Genomic DNA, 19,668 nt, shown 5'->3' with positions numbered 1-19,668 from the left:
TAAAAAAAAAACAAGATGAAAAAATTAATCTATTCCATATTATTTATTTGTAATGTGCTATTATTTAGCAGTTGTACAGATGACAAACCAATTTTTATCGCTGATTTAGGGTCGGAAGAAATTGCTTTTACAAACAGTTTCGCCAGCGAATATCTATTGTCTAAAGAAACAAAAAACAATATTGCCGATCGATTTATTTGGAACCCATCAATTTTGGGAGTGAATAGTGACTATGAGGTTCAAGCGGCAATAGACGAAGCGTTTACAAAACCTGTTTCCATTGGAGTTTCAAAGCAAACCAACATTCCCGTTTTGGTAAGTCAATTATTGGATTTAGCCGATCAATTGGGGTTGGATGAAGACCCTAAAACTACTGATAGCGCTGGAAAACCAAATAATACTGGAGTTGTCTATTTTAGGGTAAAGTCCAAAATAGGAAACGGTGGTGCAGGGACAGAGGAAATCATTTCTACAATTCAAATGATAAATATTAAATTGATCGAAAAAGTGCCTACTTCAACTGCTTGCAACCCACTTTGGGTTGTGGGAGATGCCATCAAAAATGTGGGATGGAATTTCACGTTACCCACAAAATGTGAATCGGATGTGCAACGCGTTAAAATTTCATTTCTAAATGGGAAATTCAGATTTTTTACCGCCGAAAATAATTGGGCTACAGGATTAAATTACGAATACTATAAAAACAAAGGATATGTAATTGATGCTCGTTTAAAAAGTGAAGGAGCAGGAGATTTTAATTTCGAATTTATCGGTACGCCCGGAATTTATGAAATGGTGGTTGACAGCGTTAAAAAAACCATTGTATTAAACCCGTCAGGTTCACTTTGGGCTGTGGGCGATGCCACGCCGGGAGACTGGAATTTTAGCGGAGGCGAAACAGAATTGGTAGAAACCAGTCCCGATATTTGGGAAGCTACGGCTGCTTATAAAGTTGGAGATTTCAGATTCTTTCAATCAAAAGGGGTTTGGGACACCAACAACAACTTCAAACATTATAAAGATTTAGGATATACAATTGATGCTAAATTGACAAATGGTGGCGGAAATGACGAGAATTTTCACTTCAACGGCCCTGCTGGAACCTACAAATTAGTCATTAATGCCATTGATAAAACAATCAAAATGACTAATTAACAACATGTTGGATGTGATAGAACAAGAATCACGTCCAACAATTTAAAAAGCAATAAGTTTTAAAAAAATCAATATAGTTTAAGAAGGTTTTTGTTTCTTTATGCTTTAAGTAGTAATTGTCAAAACAATAAATCCCGCCTGTTTCAGGTCTAAAAAATGAAAAATACACCAACACAATTCCGATTCTTTTGGATAGCGCTTACAATGTTGACGGCATTTTCTTGTAGTAATGCACAAAATGCCGATACAATTCCAACTCCTCCTGTTCCTACGCCACCGACAACTGCTACTTTTTCAAAGGGCGCAGATGTAAGTTGGTTACCACAAATGGAAGCTACGGGATATAAATTCTATGATACCGATAATTCCGAAAAAGATTGTCTCCAAATTCTGAAAGACAGAGGGATTAATACCATTCGTCTTCGAGTTTGGGTAAATCCGTCCAATGACAAAGCCAGTGGACATTGCAGCCCGGCCGAAACGGTTGTCATGGCTGTTCGTGCCCAAAAACTGGGAATGCGCATCATGATTGATTTTCATTACAGCGATACATGGGCTGATCCCGGCAAGCAAACCAAGCCCGCAGCTTGGGCAAACCATTCATTTGCTGAATTGCAAAATGACGTGTATAAACACACTTTCGATGTTTTGACTGCGCTAAAATTGGCTGGAGTAACGCCAGAATGGGTACAAATAGGCAATGAAATTCCTGATGGAATGTTGTGGCCGGAAGGGAAATCTTCAAATTTCAGTCAACTTGCACAACTTTTGAACAAAGGCTATGACGCTACAAAAGCGGTCAATGCGGCCACCAAAGTAATTGTTCACATTGATAAAGGAAACGATAATGCAAGATTCAGGTGGTTTTTTGACAATGTCAAAGCCAACAATGTAAAATACGATGTGATAGGAATGTCCTATTATCCGTACTGGTTGAACAGCGATTACAAAGTTACGATTGCCGACTTGCAAAACAATCTAAACGACATGGTTTCCAGATACGGAAAAGAGGTAATGGTAGTAGAAGTTGGTGGCGATTATACCTTGGTTCAAAACACCAAAGACATGTTGACAGCAGTAATAAATGCAGTAAAAGCAGTGCCAGACAACAAAGGTCTTGGCGTGGTTTATTGGGAACCGGAGGGCGAAAAAAGTTGGAGCGGCTATCAATTGAGTGCTTGGCAATCTAATGGAAAACCTTCGCCGGCGCTGGATGCTTTTAAAAATTAATTAAAAAACAATGAAATTCATTTTAAGAAACTTATTTTTTATAGTGCTGTTTTTTTCTATTGGAAAAACGAATGCGCAATCAAGGACAAAAGTCAATTTTGGTTCGGACTGGGAATTCAAAAGAGAAGAAGCCAATTCCAATTGGGAGAAAATCACCATTCCGCATACGGCAAAAATAGAACCTTTGGTGGTCAACAACCAGTTTCAAGGAACCTGTTGGTATCAAAAAAATTTCAAGGTTGCCAATTCAAAAAACAAGAAAGTTTTTCTTTATTTTGAAGGTGTGATGCAGGAAGCCGATGTCTGGATAAACGACCAGAAAGTGACCAATCACAAAGGCGGATATTTGCCTTTTACGGTTGATGTCACTCCTTTTTTGAAATCTAATGGCAACATAATTAAAGTAAAAGTCAACAACGAGGACAATCCAGAATTTCTTCCAGGGAAACCTTTAAAAGATTTGGATTTCAATTATTATGGCGGGATTTACAGAAACGTATATTTGGTTACAACCAATAAATTATACATTACCAATGCGGTTCAGGCCAACAAAAAAGCCGGTGGCGGAATTTATGTGAATTTTGACAACGTCAACAAAAACAGTGCTTCAGGGTCAGTTCAGGTACATTTAAAAAATGAACTTTCTGTCGAAAAAAACGCTTCTTTGAAATGTATCCTAACCAATATTGAAGGCGAAAAACTGGAATTCAAGTCGGAAGTATTTACCATAAATGCCAATTCAGACAAAGCCATTACCCAAAATATTGTGCTGGAAAAACCAAAATTATGGTCGATTTCAAATCCCAATTTATATCATTTGGAAGTCCAAGTAATTTCAAATAATAAAGTGATTGATGTTTATTCAGAGAAAGTGGGCGTTCGAAAATCAGAACTAAAAGAGGATGGCTATTATCTCAATGACGAAAAATTATACATTACCGGAACAAACGAGCATCAGGAATATCCGTATTTGGGTTATGCCATTTCAGACGAAGCGCAATACCGCGATGCCGTAAAAATAAAAAATGCAGGATTTGATTTCGTGAGAATGTCCCATTATCCTCACGCAGAAGCTTTTTTGGATGCTTGTGACGAATTGGGAATATTGGTAATGAACAGTTTAACAGGTTGGCAGTTTTTTGGCAACGAAACCTTTCATAAAAATGCCATTCAAGACATTAGGGAAATGGCCAGAAGAGACCGGAATCATCCCAGCATCATTTTTTGGGAAGCTTCTTTGAACGAAACCCAAATGAGCGAAAGTTTTATGAAAGAAGCAACAAAAGCCTTGCAAGAAGAGTTGCCTTTTCCTCATAATTACAGTGCTTGTTGGATCGACAATGCCAATTATGATATTTTTATTCCGGCCAGACAACACGGAAAAGCACCCGATTATTGGACAAAATACAACAAAGGAAACCGAAAAATTTTCATTGCCGAGTACGGTGATTGGGAATATTATGCTCAAAATGCAGGATTTAATCAAAAGGAGTTTTCGAATCTAAAAGAAGAAGAAAGAACATCCCGACAATTGCGTGGTTTTGGCGAAAAGCGATTGTTGCAACAAGCCTATAATTTTCAGGAAGCGGCCAATTCAAATCGAAAAGGAGAACAAACTATAGGCGAGGCCAACTGGGCAATGTTCGATTACAATCGTGGATACAGCAATGATTTAGAGAGCTCGGGAATAAGCGATATTTTCAGGATTCCAAAGTTTGCCTATTCTTTTTACCAAAGCCAGCGTGATGCCAATGTGGTTTTGGACGCAAAATTAGTTTCCGGTCCAATGGTGACTATCGCCAATTATTGGACAGCAACTTCCCCTTTGGACGTGACGGTGTACAGCAATTGCGATGAGGTGGCCTTGTATCTGAACGATGTTTTGGTAGCCAAAGAAAAACCATTCATAAATGAAAATAGCGACAATTTAAAACATGCTCCCTTTGTTTTCAAAATGGATAAATTTATTCCGGGATCTTTACGTGCCGAAGGTTTTATAAACGGACAAAAAGTGGTTTCAAACCTTGTCAAAACTCCGGAAAATGCCGTTAAAATCGAATTGAGTTATGACCTTTCCTCTAAACCAATCCATACAGATTTACCGGACATGGTTTTTGTTTATGCCAAAATTACGGATGCCAACGGAACTGTAATTCCGACTGCAACAAATGAAGTCACTTTTGTTTTAACAGAAGGAAACGCGGAATTAATAGGCGAAAATCCATTGAAAGCCGAAGCGGGAATTGCAACCATTGTTCTTAAAACCAAGAATTTGAAAAGTCCAATAAAGATAACCGCTACAGGAATAAATTTGAAAAATGCTTCTTTAGAAATTAAATAAGGCCAGAAAATATTTTTAAATAACCATTTAATTACAATCTCGAATATCCGAATTATCTAAACGTCCCAATACCTCGAAAGAGTTGTTGGGATTTTTTTTGTTTAATTTTTGAAGATTTTTTTTTAAATTAAACTGTTTTATAGTTTTATTTTGTAAGTTAGTACTTAAAAATCGAAGACTTATGATTGGACTTTTATTTATTTATTGGATTTGGAAAGGATTCAGTAACTTGGCTATTGAATACAATAAAAACAAATGGAAATATTTCTTTATTGGGCTAGGATCTTATTATGGCGGAACGATTGTAGGCGGATTTCTTATTGGAATTACGTTGGTAATCATTAATGGTTTCGATTCTGTTGCCAATGAGAATTTTGAAGATACCGGATGGAATGTCTTTTTTGTGCTTTTTGGAGGTTTGGCTTGTTACGGCATTTATAAATTCCTCGAAAATAAATTAAAAAAGGAAAGAGAATTATTAGAAAAAGAAGGAATAGAAAGTATTGGTTTGGTAGAAGAAAATTAAAGAACCATCAAATTACAACCTCGAATATCTGAATTATCGAAACGTCCCAATACCTCGAAAGAGTTGTTGGGATTTTTTTTGCCCAAATCCTGCGTGGCAATAAACGAACAGGAATTAATATTGGCCAAATCAATCACGTTGATTCCGCCAGTTTTTCCGTTGGCAACATAAGTCAGGGCATCTTCGGTGTCGCGAACAAGGATTTGCATCCAGGAAGGGTATTCAAATACGCCATTCCCTAACGAATAAGCCTGCGATAACAATTCGGTCATCCCGTATTCAGAATGTATGGCGTTGACGCCAAAACCTTGGCAAAGTTGTTCGTGAAGTTCTTCGCGAATCATCTCTTTGCGCATACCTTTCATTCCGCCGGTTTCCATTATGATGGTGTTTTGCAATTGGAATGGATGTTTCTCGATCAAATCCAATAAAGCATAAGTCACGCCAATCAAAATCACGTTTTGTCCAGAAGTGTCCAATCGTGTCAATTTTTCGATGAGTTCTTCGTGGTTGTGAAGATAAAATCCGCTTTCGGGATTGTTGGTCATTTTTATCAAGTCTTCGACCATATAAATCAAGGACGAACCTTCGCGCTCCAAATAGGAAGGAAGTAAAGCCAGGACAACATAATTTTCGATATTGCCGTAGAATTGCGAGAAACCTTTTCGATAGCTTTCTTCGTATAAAGTAATGTCGGTAACAAGATGTTTGCTGGTCGACATTCCTGTTGTTCCGCTGCTGGTGAAGGTTTGCTGAATGGGATTATGGTTAGAAACTACCTTGTGACTTTTAAAAAATTGAATCGGTAAAAACGGAATTTGTTCTAGTGATTTTACTTTTTGAACATTGGTTTTTAAAAAATCGCAAAATTCACGATAAACCAAGTTATTTTCATATTGAAAGCGAAACACTTTGAGTGCTGCTTTTTCGAATTGCTTTTGGCTTGAAATGGCAAATATGTCGGGAGTTGGAATCAAGAATTTTTTTTACAAAAGTAATTAAATAAAAAAAACTCCAACTTTACAATTGGAGTTTTTAAAATATAAGAGAAAATTAATTATTGAATAATTAACTTCTTGGAATCAGTTTTTCCGTTTTCAGTGATTTTTATGATGTAAGAACCGCCTTTTAAGTTCGAAACATTTACGGCATTGTTTGAAGTTTTCGTATTTAAAACTTGTTTTCCCAACAGGTCATAAACCAAAACAGATTTTGCTTCGCTACTTTTGGAAGTAATGAATAAAGTGCCATTGACAACAGGATTTGGATACATATTTAAACCTGCAATTGCATTTTGTTTAACGCCTAATGGCACATAAGTTCTTATGTTAAAATCATCGATGGCATACATTCCATTGGCAAGTGCATCGTTGTTATCTGTCCATTTAATCCATAAATTTGTCCCGTTAGTCCAATTTAACCCAGAAATAAGGCTTGTTAAATTACGGTAATTTCCGGATAAATTTCCATCAAGCGCCGCGCCTCCAGTTGCAGTAGTCAGTTTTTCGTTTAAATTTAAGGCAGTTACGGGAACCCAAATTGCTGATGGATCGCTTAAACTTGCGGCATTTAGACTATAGGAAAAAGCAACGATTTCATTTAAGCTGGCATTGCCAGATTCTTTCCATTGTTCCATTCTGGAAAGAATTAATATACTTGTAGCTGTACTTCCTGTGTTGTTTTGAAATACAGCACCCAAGGTAGGAGTCGTTGTGGCGTCTGCCAATGTTCCAAAAGCCCTGTCCGTGTTGCCTGTAGTGCCAACATTGTAGATGTTTCCTGTGAGTGTGCCGCTTCCGTCTGTTACACCCATTGTTAATGTCGAACCACTATTATTAATGGCCGTCCAACCAGATGGAAAAGTTGTAGTAGCACCCATTCCGTTGAAATCCTGATTATAAGGATCGCCTACTCCAGTAAGACTAATAGGTATTTGTCCGAAAGACAACGAGGTTAATAAAAGAATTGATAATGTGTATAGTTTTTTCATATTGGGGTTAATTTAATGTTAAGTTACAAATATAGTATGTATTTTCTTTGTATGGAAGCAAAAAATTAGTTTTATGCATTCGAAGATGTTATTAATTGTTTGATAATAAAAGTATTATAGCTTTTTTTGCCTAAAGCTCTAAATTAAAAAAGCTCCAATTTTGCAATTGAAGCTTTTAAAAATATAGGGTGGAAATTAACTATTCAATAATCAATTTTTTGGTGTCAGTTTTTCCTTCTTCAGTGATTTTTATAATATAAGCACCACCTTTTAGGCTAGAAACATTTACTGCATTATTAGCTGTTTTAGCACTTAAAACTTGTTTTCCTAATATGTCATAAACTGCAACTGTTTTAGCCTCGCTACTGTCAGAAGTTATATATAAAGTGCCTTTGGTAACAGGGTTTGGATAAATGTTTAGACCAGCAATTTCGTTTTGTTTTAAGGATAAAACAAGTGCAGAAGTTGTAACATATGCCCAAGTACTTCCTGCTCTTACATCATCATATTCCACATTTCCAGTTCCAATTGTTGCATTTCCAGCTTGTCTTAAACAAATACTTAAAATTGATGCTGGAGCAGCAGTTGTTCCAGTTGCGTTTGTTAGACTTGGCGTAGCAGGTTCGGTACTATCTAATGCTGGATTTACAAATAAATAAGCTGTATTATTTGATCTGTCATATTTAATTACAACAAAAATGGGTGTGCCTGTAGGATAATCGGTTGCCAGATAAGTTGGTGTAGTTCCTGTGCCGCTAGTATTTACAAGTCCAATATTAAAAGTATTTGCGGCAACACCCGTTTTAAGCATTAACCTTCCATATAATGCAGTAACAGTAGCACCAACTTGTGAGCCAAGAGCGATTGAATAATCCCCAGTAGTTGTTAAGCCAGTAGTGTTTGGAAAGTTTAAAACCGCTGAATAGTATGCGGCAGTGGTGATTGCGGTACCGACACTTTTATTCACGTCTTCTGAGTTTCCTGCAACTAATGCGATTTTATTTCCTGTTGGTGTTAATCCTGAATAAGTTAATGAACCAGATGAGATGGTTAATTGACTTGCTGTTCCACTGTGAAGTGTCCAACCATTTGCGCTTAATAAACCTGTTCCAGTAAAAGTGTCTGTTACTTGTCCAAAAGACAAAGAAGCCAATAAAATAAAAGATAAAGTGTAAAATTTTTTCATAACATTTTTTTTAAATTAGTTATACAAATATAACAATTGTTTTTTCTTTGTAGGAAAAAATCAATGTAAAAAAATCATTAAATTATGAAAAACTTTGAGAATCCTTTATTTTACAATCAATTTTCTGGTGGCTGTGGCTTCGCCCTCGTTTATTTTGATGATGTAAACTCCCGGAGACAGGTTGGAAATGCCAAGTTCTTTTGAACTAATGGATGTTTGAAGTACTTTTTTGCCCAAAACGTCAAAAATAATAATGTCTTTATCTAAGTCGTTTTTTGAAGTGATATATACTTTGCCATTGCTCACAGGGTTTGGGTACAAGTTCAACCCTTCAATAGAAGCTGATTCTTGTGATTTGGATTGTTGCTTTGTCTCTTGGGCGGAAAGACCAAGAGTAAAGAAAAAAACCAGTAAAGTGGCAATATAAAAGTAATTTTTCGTCATCGTAAAAATTTGGTTATGTCAAAGATATAAAAAAAACATTTCAAAATGTATACCAAACTGTGTAAAAATGCGTTGTTTCGGTCTTTTTACCATTAAATTAACTTAAAGGAATGCGTTGTGTGTACTTATTTGAAGCAAAAAAAGCGATTGAGCTTTAACTAATATATAGGAATCCAGTTGCTTGATGTGTAAAAACTACCAATATTCTTATCGAATGCAGAAAATTATTTTAAAGTACCGGAAGCTATACTATTTGCAATTCTTATTTACTGTTGAGTAAGTAGTATAGAGGACTTGTTGCAAGGTTACTGTATAGTTACTGTATAGTTACTATAAAGTTACTATACAGTTACTATATATATATGCTTTATCCATACTCTTGCCGAGTTCTAAATAACTATACAGTTTAAATTAAATAAGTCCTAATTACAGCCATTTAAATATTAATGATTTCACCTAGGATTAAAAGAGGTTTTTTGTAACGACAATGTTACTAATTTGTTTATGGCATATTACCAAATGGTTAACTTATTAAACATAGTTTAACACATCTAGTGGTTTTGTTTTATATTTACCTTCGTAAACAAAATATAGCATTGCTGTTAACATGAAAAAACGAAATACAAAGATTTTATTAGTTGATGACGAACCGGATATTTTAGAAATTGTAGGATATAATCTTGCCCAAGAAGGGTATCAAATTGTTACTGCTTCTAACGGTAAAGAGGCCATAGCAAAAGCCAAAAAAGAAATGCCGGATCTTATTATTATGGATGTGATGATGCCAGAAATGGACGGAATGGAGGCTTGTGAAAATATCCGTAAAATCCCTGAACTCAATAACGTAATTATTACTTTTCTTACTGCCCGCAGCGAAGATTATTCGCAAGTGGCCGGTTTTGACGCCGGTGCAGATGATTATATCACAAAGCCTATCAAGCCCAAGTTGTTGGTAAGTAAAGTCAAAGCATTGTTGCGTCGTTCAAAAGAACAAGAGGCAAGGAGCGAAACCCTGAATGTGGGCGGAATAGAAATCAACCGTGAAGAATATAAAATAATAAAAGACAATTTGGTAATTGCTTTGCCTCGAAAAGAGTTTGAACTTTTTTATTTATTAGCTTCCAAGCCCGGAAAAGTATTCAAACGAGATGAAATCCTGGACAAGGTTTGGGGCAATGAAGTGGTCGTGGGCGGAAGAACAATTGATGTTCACATCAGGAAACTGAGAGAGAAAATTGGAGATGATTTTTTCAAGACCATAAAAGGCATAGGTTATAAATTCGAAGTGTAATTTTTGTGTTAAATTTGCACGAATCACCCAACTTTGAAAGATGAAAATAAGTTTTAAAAAAACCTACAGGTTTGCCGTAATTTCAGCTTTATACATCAGCCTGTTTTCTACAATATTTGTAATGCTGTTGGTGACAATGGTGTTTAAATATACTCCCAAAAGCATCTTTTTGTTTGGTGCAATTTTCCTTTTCTTCATTTATACATTTTCCTTTATTGTCATACAGTATAGGGTGGAGCGTTTTATATATCGAAGGGTAAAAAAAATCTACGACGATGTCTCCCTGTTGGAATCGAGTAGCTTCATCAACCAGCCCATAACGACTGATATGGAAACCCTGACACAGGAAATGAAAAAATTTGCCACCGGTAAAAAGCTGGAAATCGAAATGTTGAAAGTTCGCGAAGAATACCGAAGAGAATTTCTGGGCAATGTTTCCCATGAACTAAAAACGCCTTTGTTCACCGTACAAGGCTATATTTCCACTCTGCTGGATGGTGCAATGGACGATAAAATCATTCGAAAAAAATACTTGAAACGTGCCGAAAAAGGTGTGGAACGATTGATTTACATCGTCGAAGATCTAGACATGATTACTAAATTGGAAGTGGGTGATTTGAATCTGGAGTTTTCCGAATTTGATATTGTCGAATTGATTCAAAATGTTTTTGATTTATTGGAAATGAAAGCCGATAAAAAGAAAATCACCCTCGCATTCGAAAATTATCACATTCAACCCATTTTTGTGAAAGGAGACAAAGATAAACTACAGCAGGTTGTCGAAAATTTGATAGTCAACTCCATAAAATATGGTAAAGAAGGCGGTTTGACTGAGGTTAGTGTTATCAATCTGACCAAGAAAAAAGTGTTGGTTCGAATCACCGACAATGGTGAAGGGATAGAAAAGCAAAATCTTCCAAGAATTTTTGAGCGTTTCTATCGCGTCAATAAAAGCGGCTCTCGCTCAGAAGGAGGTTCCGGATTGGGACTTGCCATCGTAAAACACATTATCGAAGCCCACAAGGAAAAGATATATGTAGAAAGCGAATTTGGTATTGGCTCTGAATTTTCCTTTACCATGACCAAGGCTAAATTAAATATTTCTTAATGCTAAAACAACACTTCTATACAATTGATTATTAGTTTAATGCGTAAATTTGTTCCATAAAAAATCATTAAAATTCTTTTTTAAGAAAACACGTGTTAACATTAAATTATCATCTAAATAACATTGAGTTAACCTTAACTTAACATTGCGGCATCACCTTTGCGAAAAATAAATCATAAAACAAAATGAACAAATTTTTATTTGCAAGTTTACTAGCTGTTTCATTTGCAGCCAATGCGCAAGATGTAAAGAAAGACGAAATCAAAAAAGAAGTGGTTCGTATTTTAGACTCCATCAATTCAATTAATAAGGAAAAGCAAGTCGAAAAGGAAAAGCTAGTTGAAAAAGAAAAGGCGGAAAAAACCAAAGCCGACAAAGAGGCTTGGTACAATAAAATTTCCATTCGTGGATATGTGCAAGTTCGTTACAACGGATTGCTTTCCACTAACGATAAAGTTTCTTGCGACCAATGCGACAAATCTTGGGGTACAACTTCAACTGCTCCTGATGCAAAATCAAACAATGGTTTCTTTTTAAGAAGAGCCCGAATCGTTTTTTCTGGACAAGTTCATCCTAATGTATATGTTTACATACAGCCGGATTTTGCCAGTTCACCAGGATCTGGAGTGAATCATTTTGCCCAACTTAGAGACGCTTATGCCGATATTTCGTTCGACAAGAAAAAAGAATTCAGGGTTAGATTGGGTCAAAGTAAAATTCCTTTTGGTTTCGAAAATTTGCAATCAAGCCAAAACCGTTTGACCTTGGATCGAAACGATGGTTTGAATAGTGCGATAGTTAACGAAAGAGATTTAGGAGCGTTTTTCTATTGGGCTCCAGCCGAAATCAGGGAACGTTTTGCCATGCTTGTAAAAGACGGATATAAAGGGTCGGGCGATTATGGTGTGTTTGCTTTTGGAGCTTATAATGGTCAAACAGCCAATAAATCGGAAGCCAACAGAAATTTACACGTTGTTACCAGAGTTACTTATCCTTTTGTTATTGGAAATCAAATCATAGAGCCAGGATTACAGGCTTATACTGGAAAATGGGCTTTTACCAATGAATTATCTACAGGAGTGACAACTCCTAATAAACAAAACACCGTAGACCAAAGAGTGGGAGCTACTTTTGTATTGTATCCAAAACCATTCGGAATCCAAACCGAATACAACATTGGGAAAGGGCCACGTTATGATAAAGTAACCAATACAGTTGATGTTTCTAATTTAGAAGGTGGTTACATAACCTTGAACTACAAATGGGATATTAATTTAGCCAAACACCATTTCTTGTATCCTTTCGCCAAGTTCCAATATTATGACGGAGGAAAGAAATTTGAAAAAGATGCCAGAAGTTATGTGGTAAGAGATTATGAAATAGGTCTAGAATGGCAGCCAATCAAAGCTTTCGAATTAGTGGCCGAATGGGTTATCGCCGACAGAACATTTGAAGACAGTGCGCTTAAAAACAACAGACAACAAGGAAACTTGTTGAGATTACAAGCGCAGTTCAACTTTTAGTTTTCTAAATATAAATAGGAAGAGGCTATTTCATGTATCGTGAAATAGCCTCTTATTTTTTTAAAAATTAGTTGCGTTATTGTTCTGATAATCAATAGTAAATATTTAACTTTGATTATGGTTATATCTCTTTTTTGTAAAATTAATGTAAAAACTACCCAAATAGTAAAGATTGAATAATACTGGCTTAACATAGCCTTAACGTTGGGGATTTACTTTTGTAAAAAATTTAAAATACACTTTAAAATGAATACAACTAAATTGAGAATTGCAGCCCTTTTGGTAGTCGTGATGACTATTGGATATTCGTTTACTACTTTGAGTAAAATAACGATTAAAGGTTCGGATACCATGGTGATTTTATCACAACAATGGGCTGAAGCCTATATGAAAAAACACCCAGAAACAACTATTCAGGTTACTGGTGGTGGATCCGGAGTTGGGCTTGCGGCATTGATCAACGGTTCTACGGATATTGCTAACTCAAGTCGTCCAATCAAACCGGCAGAATTGGAAAAAATCAAGGCAAAATACAACAAAAGTGGTGTTGAAATCGCTTGTGCCAAAGACGGATTGTCTGTTTTCTTGAACAAAGGAAATACGGTTTCAGAATTGACGGTTCAACAAATTGGGGATATTTTCTCGGGTAAAATAACCAACTGGAAACAAGTGGGTGGAGTTGATGCCAAAATCCAATTGTACGGAAGAGAAAGCAGTTCGGGAACTTTTGAATTCTTCAAAGAACACGTGGTTAAAGGAGATTTTTCACCAGCTTGTCAAACTTTGCCTGGAACTGCAGCGATTGTAAATGCAGTAAAAAAAGACAAATACAGCATTGGTTACGGTGGAGCCGCTTATGCTGAAGGAGTAAAAGATTGCAAAGTAAAAAAAGACGCCAAAAGCAAAGGTGTTTTGCCAACGGAAGCTACCATAAAAAACAAAACCTATCCAATTTCAAGATACTTGTACATGTATTTGAAATCGAAACCAACTGGCGATACAAAAAAATTCATCGATTGGATTTTGAGTCCAGAGGGTCAAAAAATGATTGCAACAGTAGGATATTTTCCAGTAAAATAATCAAAGTACAAAAATCCCTCTCTTTCATTAGGGAGGGATTTTTTATATCTATGAATTCTTAAATCCATTAAATGAATTCTCCACTTCCAAACAAGCAAACTTTCACAAAAGAAAGTTTAAAAAAACAATTTAGGCTTTCCGAGTTTCTGGCCGAGAAAGTCATTTCTTCGGTAGCTTTTCTTTCGATTGCCATTATTTTCCTGATATTTATTTTTGTTTTCAAAGAGTCTTTGCCGTTATTCAGTTTTGGTGATAAAGCCAAAGCAAATACCGAAATACAAGCAACCACGGGAGCCGAAGTTGAAACTTATGGAGCCGAAACTTCCACGGAAGAAAGTCAACCAGAAACCTATGGTGCTCCAGCCGAAAGTCTGGAACCTGAAACTTACGGAGCTCCAACCGAGGATTTGAATCCAGTTGTTGAAGAAACAGCAGCATCAGAACCTGAAACTTATGGAACCGTAACCGAAGATTTAAACCCTGATTCCGCTGCGGAAGAAGTAGTTGCCATTGACGAAAAAGTTACAGCAAACAAAGAAGGAGCAGACAGGACATGGAGTACTTTTTTCTCCACCGAATGGGTTCCTGTTTCCGATAATCCACGTTTTGGTTTGATTGCTTTACTTATCGGAACTTTGAAAGTGACGATAATCGCAATGCTGATTGCTGGCCCTTTGGCAATATTGGCAGCGGTTTATACTTCTTGTTTTGCATCCAATAGAAGAAAAGAAATCATCAAGCCCATCATCGAAATGCTGGCTGCTTTCCCATCGGTGGTCATTGGATTTTTTGCCATGATGGTTTTGGCTACTTTTTTCCAAGATATTTTTGGATACGATTCTAGATTAAATGCTTTTATTGGTGGTGTCGCAATGGCATTGGCAGCAATCCCCATTATTTACACCATTTCAGAAGATGCTCTTTCGGCAGTTCCCAAAACATATACCGAAGCCAGTTTGGCTTTGGGAGCCAGCAAAGCACAAACCGCCTTTTCGGTGATTTTGCCGGCGGCAACACCGGGTATTTTTGCAGCCTTGCTTTTGGGTGTGGGTCGTGTTTTTGGTGAAACGATGATTGCGCTGATGGCCACCGGAAATGCAGCATTATTATCCGCAAATCCATTCGAAAGTGTGCGAACTTTTGCGGCAACAATTGGTTCTGAAATGGCGGAAACTGTTTTTGGAGAAACCCATTACAGCGTTTTGTTTTTCATTGGATCGTTACTTTTCATTTTCTCCTTCATATTAAATGCAGTGGCAGAATTTTATGTTAAGGGAAGATTAATCAAAAAATTCCAAGGTAAATAAACATGGGAAATACAATTAGCATATCGGAAAATCCTTTTGCCAAGACGAATGGCAAGGGAAAAGACATTAAAGAAAAAGCAGTTGTGGGATTGACCCAAATTGCGGTTATTTTGATTATCGCCATTTTGTTCATCATCTTGGGGATCATAATTTATCAAGGACGCGAGAAATTTTCTTGGGAATTCATCAGTTCTTTTCCAACCGACGGAATGACCAAAGGAGGGATATTTCCAGCCTTGATTGGAACTTTTATATTGGTTATCGTGATGTCTATTGCGGCCGTTCCTTTCGGGACAATAACGGCTATTTATTTAACGGAATATGCGCACGAAAGTTCCAAATTTGCGGCAGCGGTTCGATTTTCCATCAGAACATTGGCGGTAGTGCCTTCGATAATTTTTGGACTTTTTGGTCTTGGTTTTTTCATCCAATTTGTGGGAACCGGAATGGATTCTGCTTTCAATGACGGCGAATTGCATTGGGGACAACCCAATATTCTTTGGGCCAGTTTGACAATGGCATTATTGACGCTTCCCGTAATTATCGTTTCGGTGGAAGAATCACTTAAAACAATTCCAAGAGAATTAAGAGAAGCCAGTTTGGCATTGGGTGCGACCAAGTGGCAAACCATTAAAAAAGTGGTTTTTCCGGGTTCTATTTCTGGAATCATGACGGGAACAATTCTTGCCGTGAGTAGAGGCGCCGGCGAAGTTGCTCCTATATTGTTTACTGGAGCTGCTTATTATTTGGCCACATTGCCGGGTTCTTTGAGCGACCAATTCATGAATTTGGGCTACCATGTTTACATCATGTCAACCCAGTCTTCGGATGTGGAGAAAACAATGCCAATTCAGTTTGCAACCACTTTGGTATTGTTAATTCTTACATTATCTTTAAATTTGGTGGCAGTAATTATCAGATCCAGAATTAGAAGAAAAGCAAAATGATGCCACAAAGTCGCAAAGTCACAAAGTAAATAGGTTTTAAATAATTAAAATTTGTACTTATTTGTCTTTGTGGCAGAAATCAATAAAAATATGTTTTAAATAATAAAATTCGTGTCTTTGTGCCTTTGTGGCAAAGAAAAGTTGGATAGTTTTAACAAAAATAAAATGAGAGATATAAAAATACAGGTTAATGATTTGTCATTGTACTACGGCGAGAAAAAAGCGTTGAAGGAAATTTCGATGCAGATTCCGGCCAATAAAGTAACCGCCTTGATCGGGCCTTCGGGTTGCGGGAAATCTACTTTTTTGAGATGCATTAACCGAATGAATGATTTGATCCCGAGTGTGAAAATCACCGGAGAATTGCTTGTGGAAGGAATCGACATCTACGACAAGAACGTGGATGTGGTGAATATCCGCAAAAAAATCGGGATGGTATTTCAAAAATCAAACCCTTTTCCGAAATCCATTTATGAGAATATTGCCTATGGTCCTCGAATCAATGGCATAAATGACAAAACGGAATTGGACGAAATCGTGGAAACTTCTTTGCGACAAGCCGCTATTTGGGACGAATTAAAAGATCGATTAGGAGATTCTGCCATGGGATTATCAGGCGGACAACAACAGCGTTTGTGCATTGCAAGAACATTGGCGGTAAGCCCGGACATCATTCTTATGGATGAACCAGCGAGTGCATTAGACCCAATTTCGACTTCTAAAATTGAAGAGTTGGTGCATGAATTGAAAGAGCAGTACACTATTATTATCGTGACCCACAACATGCAACAGGCTGCAAGAACCAGCGATCACACGGCGTTTTTTTATATGGGTGAATTGATTGAAATGGGAAAAACAAATACTATTTTTACCAAACCAGAAAAAAAACAAACCGAAGATTATATCACCGGAAGATTCGGATAGTAAGTGTATTCAAAATCTTTTATCCAATATCCAATATCTAAAATCGTATATCAGTATGACACACTTTGAAATAGAACTAGAAAAATTAAATAATATAATCGTGAAAATTGGCGGTTTGGCCGAAAGCCAAGTTAGCGAATCTGTAAAAGCATTGCTTTCAGAGCCAATTGAAGGCAAGGAAGTAAAAAAAGTGGAAAGCAAGATTGATAAATTAGACGTGAAAATCGACGAAATTTGTCAAAGTATTTTTGCCTTGCAACAGCCTGTGGCCACTGATTTACGGTTTATCATGGGATGTTTGCAAATTAGCAACGAGATAGAACGAATAGGGGATTTAGCCGTGAGCATCATCAAAAGAACTAAAAATATCAAAGGCAAACACGATTTGATAGCCAAGTTTGCCATTGCAGATTTGGGCAAGCAAGTTGAACTCATCACAACAAAAACCAATTCCTATTTTTTGACGCGTGACGAGAACACTTTTGCGGAAATTTTTAGTTTGAATACGGCAATTAAAAACATAAGTGACGAAACCATTCAAAACATCATTTCTGAAATGAAGGCGCATTCAAAAACGGTTGTTTCGGGAACCAATCTTGTTATTGGGATTAAACATTTGGAACGAATTTCCGATCATTGTTCCAATATAGCCGAGTATGTTTATTTTATTGTCCATGCCAAGATTATCAAGCATGACAAACACGAAGATCCAAGTGCAGAATAGTTTTTGTTAAAAATACTAAAACCCGAATTGAACTAATTAAGTTAGTTTAATTCGGGTTTTTTAATGGGTAAAACTTGCTGTTTATTTCTCAAATACTTTGAATAATTCTTTCCAATCAACGGTGTTTTTTGTTGAGGTCAAACCTTTGTAAACTTCGATTTCCAGGATGTTTTCCATCTTGAAATCATTTTGTTTTGCATACGGAACCAGGCCTTCTTTTTTGAATTTTTCGGCTAAATATTCTTGTTCATATTGGCCGGGAGTAGGGATAAAAAAAGCTTTTTTCTCCAGTTTTGCCAAGTCCATGATAGTGGTGTAACCCGAACGACACAAGATCGTTTCACTTTCGTTAAAAGTTTGTTCGAGTTGACGAGAATTCATGAAATTATAGTAAGTGACATTGTCAATTTCCTCCTTTTTTTGATCCTTTTCGACAATGCCTTTGATGAAGACTATTTTGCCGTCAAAGCGCAAGATTTCTTTTTTCAGTTTCTCTTCCAATAAGCCGCGTTGAGGTTCCGGTCCCGAAAGAATAATCATCAAGTCGTATTGTTTTGGAATAGTTTTTTTCTGGATTCTACTCAAAGAGCCAATGTATTTTATTTCGAAATCCGCCTTTTTGATGTGGCCCAAATTGCCGGTTAGATTTGGAATTCCTTCAAAATCGGGAACCCAACATTCCGCATATTTTTTGATGAGGTGTTGGTGCAGTTTGCTCGTAATCCAGGTGGTGTTTCCCGTCATCACGTTCAGTTGATGTGTCATGAAAACCGATGGCACTTTTTGGCTGAAAACCCCCAGTCGATTGTCCGAGATTATGCCGTCAATAGTATATTTCTTGATCCATTTTTTGACCATTTTCTTTTCTTCCAAAATGGCTTCAATCATTTTTGGACAACTTTGCAACAGTTTCCATTTGAAATTCTTGCCGTTCTTGGCATATTCTATTTGATACGAAGGCAATTCCAGCGATTTCAGATACGGGAATTCTTTTCGCAATAACTCCAGCGCGATTCCATCCGAAGCTATAATCGGAACATAATCATTTTCCTGTAATGCCTTGATAATGGGAATGCATCTTGTGGCGTGACCCAAACCCCAATTTAGGGGAGCAATGAGGATGGTTTTTTGAGAAGTGTTAAATTCCATTGGTGGTTTCAGGTGTTGTTTTGAAATGGCAAGGTAAGTAAAACCCTGATTTGTATATATTAAGAAAATAGTATCAAAAGATTAATTTTTCAAGATTTGATTGTTTTGTTGATGACATAAAAAAAGTTTTCAACAACAGGTGTTTTGGTCTACTGGGATTATTTTCAATGTTTTAACGCTGGGATTGTGTGGTTTTTAATTTTTTTTAGATGTGGTTTTTGTGGCTCTTTTACGATTTTTTTTTTAATTTTCGCCTCAAATTTACCATTTGTCGACATTTTAAGTTTTTAATCGATTTTGCTAAAATTGCATCACTGTGTGGGAATTATATTGCTACTTTTGCTGGTTTTTTAGATGTGTATATGTTGGCGTATTATGTGATAATATGATATTTTTTAAACTATTTCGTTTGAAATCACACTACATTATTCAATTAAATTAATGTTTTTTTAAATATAGTTTTAAAAAGACGCCTCCTTTGTCGTGAAGGATTATTCTTGAAAAAATGCCCTAAATTAAACAATATTACTAATTATGTTATTAACATTTAATGCAATGGGAAATTAAATGTTTTTTTACACTAACAAAACGGTGTGTTTTATCGTAAAATTGGTGTTTAATCTAGTATGTTGCTCGATGTATAGTAATATGGGAAATTTTTTTGAATTTTTATCAACTATGCGTGCATGGTGTTTTCAGGACTTATGTTCTGAAGTTTATCTAAAAAAAAAGTCTAAAAAAAG

The 19,668-nt window shown here is 36.4% G+C and carries 17 protein-coding genes; 12 read left to right on the top strand and 5 right to left on the bottom strand.

The features are described 5' to 3' along the window. The first annotated feature begins 15 nt into the window (after positions 1-15). From OZP13_RS14460 to OZP13_RS14445, 4 genes are all read left to right on the top strand, one after another. Positions 16-1,155 (top strand): SusE domain-containing protein, encoded by a 1,140-nt coding sequence (locus OZP13_RS14460; protein WP_281297615.1) that lies wholly within the window; start codon positions 16-18, stop codon positions 1,153-1,155. Positions 1,156-1,311: 156 nt separating this feature from the next. Next, on the top strand, positions 1,312-2,385 hold the full coding sequence (locus tag OZP13_RS14455) for a glycoside hydrolase family 53 protein (protein ID WP_281297614.1): 1,074 nt from the start codon (positions 1,312-1,314) through the stop codon (positions 2,383-2,385). Positions 2,386-2,395: 10 nt separating this feature from the next. Beyond that, a complete protein-coding gene (locus OZP13_RS14450; protein ID WP_281297613.1) occupies positions 2,396-4,726 on the top strand; it encodes a glycoside hydrolase family 2 TIM barrel-domain containing protein in 2,331 nt (776 codons plus the stop codon). A gap of 181 nt (positions 4,727-4,907) precedes the next feature. After that, positions 4,908-5,252: a hypothetical protein gene (locus OZP13_RS14445; RefSeq protein ID WP_269240826.1), complete on the top strand. Its 345-nt coding sequence runs from the start codon at positions 4,908-4,910 to the stop codon at positions 5,250-5,252. On the opposite strand, the gene OZP13_RS14440 is transcribed toward OZP13_RS14445, so the two are convergent. The 4 genes from OZP13_RS14440 to OZP13_RS14425 form a co-directional block, all read right to left on the bottom strand. Next, a complete protein-coding gene (locus OZP13_RS14440) occupies positions 5,249-6,229 on the bottom strand; it encodes a LuxE/PaaK family acyltransferase (protein ID WP_281297612.1) in 981 nt (326 codons plus the stop codon). The genes OZP13_RS14445 and OZP13_RS14440 overlap by 4 nt on opposite strands. A gap of 80 nt (positions 6,230-6,309) precedes the next feature. Continuing rightward, positions 6,310-7,242, bottom strand: a complete 933-nt coding sequence (locus OZP13_RS14435) for a T9SS type A sorting domain-containing protein (RefSeq protein WP_269240825.1) — start codon at positions 7,240-7,242, stop codon at positions 6,310-6,312. 199 nt (positions 7,243-7,441) lie between these two features. Next, positions 7,442-8,428, bottom strand: coding sequence for a T9SS type A sorting domain-containing protein (locus OZP13_RS14430; protein WP_269240824.1), 987 nt, complete (start codon positions 8,426-8,428; stop codon positions 7,442-7,444). A 105-nt stretch (positions 8,429-8,533) separates the two neighbouring features. Continuing rightward, the gene (locus OZP13_RS14425) at positions 8,534-8,872 is read right to left on the bottom strand and encodes a T9SS type A sorting domain-containing protein (protein WP_281297611.1); all 339 of its coding nucleotides are present in this window, start codon (positions 8,870-8,872) and stop codon (positions 8,534-8,536) included. A gap of 607 nt (positions 8,873-9,479) precedes the next feature. On the opposite strand from OZP13_RS14425, the gene OZP13_RS14420 reads away from it, so the two are divergent. The 8 genes from OZP13_RS14420 to phoU all read left to right on the top strand — a co-directional run bounded on the left by OZP13_RS14420 (position 9,480) and on the right by phoU (position 17,776). Beyond that, positions 9,480-10,163, top strand: coding sequence for a response regulator transcription factor (locus OZP13_RS14420; protein WP_281297610.1), 684 nt, complete (start codon positions 9,480-9,482; stop codon positions 10,161-10,163). Positions 10,164-10,203: 40 nt separating this feature from the next. After that, entirely contained in the window at positions 10,204-11,271 is a 1,068-nt protein-coding gene (locus OZP13_RS14415; RefSeq protein WP_281297609.1) for a sensor histidine kinase, read from the top strand. A 185-nt stretch (positions 11,272-11,456) separates the two neighbouring features. Further along, positions 11,457-12,794 (top strand): porin, encoded by a 1,338-nt coding sequence (locus OZP13_RS14410; protein ID WP_281297608.1) that lies wholly within the window; start codon positions 11,457-11,459, stop codon positions 12,792-12,794. A 246-nt stretch (positions 12,795-13,040) separates the two neighbouring features. After that, positions 13,041-13,874, top strand: coding sequence for a phosphate ABC transporter substrate-binding protein (locus OZP13_RS14405; RefSeq protein WP_281297607.1), 834 nt, complete (start codon positions 13,041-13,043; stop codon positions 13,872-13,874). A 71-nt stretch (positions 13,875-13,945) separates the two neighbouring features. Beyond that, positions 13,946-15,181, top strand: a complete 1,236-nt coding sequence (pstC, locus tag OZP13_RS14400) for a phosphate ABC transporter permease subunit PstC (RefSeq protein WP_281297606.1) — start codon at positions 13,946-13,948, stop codon at positions 15,179-15,181. A gap of 2 nt (positions 15,182-15,183) precedes the next feature. After that, a complete protein-coding gene (pstA, locus tag OZP13_RS14395) occupies positions 15,184-16,128 on the top strand; it encodes a phosphate ABC transporter permease PstA (RefSeq protein WP_281297605.1) in 945 nt (314 codons plus the stop codon). A 165-nt stretch (positions 16,129-16,293) separates the two neighbouring features. Then, positions 16,294-17,052 (top strand): phosphate ABC transporter ATP-binding protein PstB, encoded by a 759-nt coding sequence (gene pstB, locus OZP13_RS14390; protein ID WP_281297604.1) that lies wholly within the window; start codon positions 16,294-16,296, stop codon positions 17,050-17,052. A gap of 55 nt (positions 17,053-17,107) precedes the next feature. Beyond that, positions 17,108-17,776, top strand: coding sequence for a phosphate signaling complex protein PhoU (gene phoU, locus OZP13_RS14385; protein WP_281297603.1), 669 nt, complete (start codon positions 17,108-17,110; stop codon positions 17,774-17,776). A gap of 81 nt (positions 17,777-17,857) precedes the next feature. Here the strand turns inward: phoU and OZP13_RS14380 are convergent, their stop codons facing one another. Next, a complete protein-coding gene (locus tag OZP13_RS14380) occupies positions 17,858-18,925 on the bottom strand; it encodes a glycosyltransferase (RefSeq protein ID WP_281297602.1) in 1,068 nt (355 codons plus the stop codon). Positions 18,926-19,668 lie beyond the last annotated feature (743 nt).

The sequence above is a fragment of the Flavobacterium limnophilum genome (assembly GCF_027111315.2).
Classification (GTDB): Bacteria; Bacteroidota; Bacteroidia; order Flavobacteriales; family Flavobacteriaceae; genus Flavobacterium; species Flavobacterium limnophilum.
This window is presented reverse-complemented; position numbering and strand designations above follow the sequence as displayed.